Below are 1,503 nucleotides of genomic sequence, written 5' to 3' on the forward strand. Positions count from 1 at the left end.
GCAAGCCAGCTTGCCGGATGCCGCGAAGAATTTCTTGCGGCTCGTGATTGAAAATGCCCGCTTGCCTGCACTGCCCGAGATCGCCAACCAGTTTCGTTCGCTCAAGAACGCGGCGAGCGGCTCCAGCGATGCAGTTGTCTACAGTGCTTTTGCGCTGGATGCGCAGGCGCTTGCCGATGTTGCCGCCACGCTGGAAAAGCGTTTTGGGCGCAAGCTCAGCGTCAAGGTCGAGCTCGATCAGTCGCTGATTGGCGGGATTCGCGCGGTCGTGGGTGACGAGGTGCTGGACACCTCGGTGAAAGCCCGTTTAGAGCAAATGAAAGTGGCGCTGATTTCTTGAACTGGCGCTCCTGCGCAGTCCCCAGGTTTTTAGCCAACAACATAGAAAGAAGGAAAGAGTCATGCAACTCAATCCCGCAGAAATTTCTGAATTGATCAAGAGCCGTATCGAAGGCTTGACCGTCAGTGCCGACATCCGTAACCAGGGCACCGTTGTCTCGGTAGCCGACGGTATTGTCCGCATCCACGGCCTGTCCGATGTGATGCAGGGCGAAATGCTGGAATTTCCGGCAACCGCTGACGGCACGCCGACCTACGGCCTGGCACTGAACCTTGAGCGCGACTCGGTCGGCTCGGTGATTCTGGGCGAGTACGAACACATCGCTGAGGGCGACACCGTCAAGTGCACGGGCCGCATTCTGGAAGTCCCCGTCGGCCCCGAGCTGCTGGGTCGCGTGGTCAATGCCCTGGGCCAGCCGATCGACGGCAAAGGTCCCGTCAACGCCAAGTTGACCGACGTGATTGAAAAGGTGGCACCGGGTGTGATCGCCCGTAAATCGGTCGACCAGCCCCTGCAGACCGGCCTGAAGTCCATCGACTCCATGGTGCCTGTTGGCCGCGGCCAGCGCGAGCTGATCATTGGTGACCGCCAGACCGGCAAGACCGCTGTCGCGATCGACGCCATCATCAACCAAAAGGGCACCGGCGTTTCATGCGTCTATGTCGCGATTGGCCAGAAGGCGTCTTCGATCAAGAACGTGGTGCGCTCGCTGGAGCAAGCCGGCGCCATGGAATACACCATTGTGGTGGCAGCCTCGGCTTCCGAGTCGGCCGCCATGCAGTATGTGAGCGCCTACTCCGGTTGCACCATGGGCGAGTATTTCCGCGATCGCGGTCAAGACGCGCTGATCGTGTATGACGATCTGTCCAAGCAGGCCGTGGCTTACCGTCAGGTATCGCTGTTGCTGCGTCGTCCACCAGGCCGTGAAGCCTACCCTGGCGACGTGTTCTATCTGCACAGCCGCCTGCTTGAGCGCGCAGCACGTGTGAACGAGAAGTATGTTGAAGACTTCACCAAAGGCGCCGTGAAAGGCAAGACCGGTTCCTTGACCGCGCTGCCTATCATTGAAACGCAAGCGGGCGACGTGTCCGCCTTCGTGCCGACCAACGTGATTTCGATCACCGATGGCCAGATTTTCCTGGAAACCAGCTTGTTCAACGCCG

The 1,503-nt window shown here is 59.6% G+C and carries 2 protein-coding genes; both read left to right on the forward strand.

Annotation, left to right across the window (positions count from 1 at the left end):
- A partial coding sequence (gene atpH / locus Q8K05_RS12390) for an ATP synthase F1 subunit delta (RefSeq protein WP_305246901.1) occupies positions 1 to 340 on the forward strand: 340 nt, incomplete at its 5' end.
- Positions 341 to 401: 61 nt separating this feature from the next.
- Positions 402 to 1,503 (forward strand): F0F1 ATP synthase subunit alpha (atpA, locus tag Q8K05_RS12395; RefSeq protein WP_305246902.1); only part of this gene is annotated, 1,102 nt, incomplete at its 3' end.

Source organism: Polaromonas sp., from assembly GCF_030682935.1.
Lineage (GTDB): Bacteria > Pseudomonadota > Gammaproteobacteria > Burkholderiales > Burkholderiaceae_C > Polaromonas.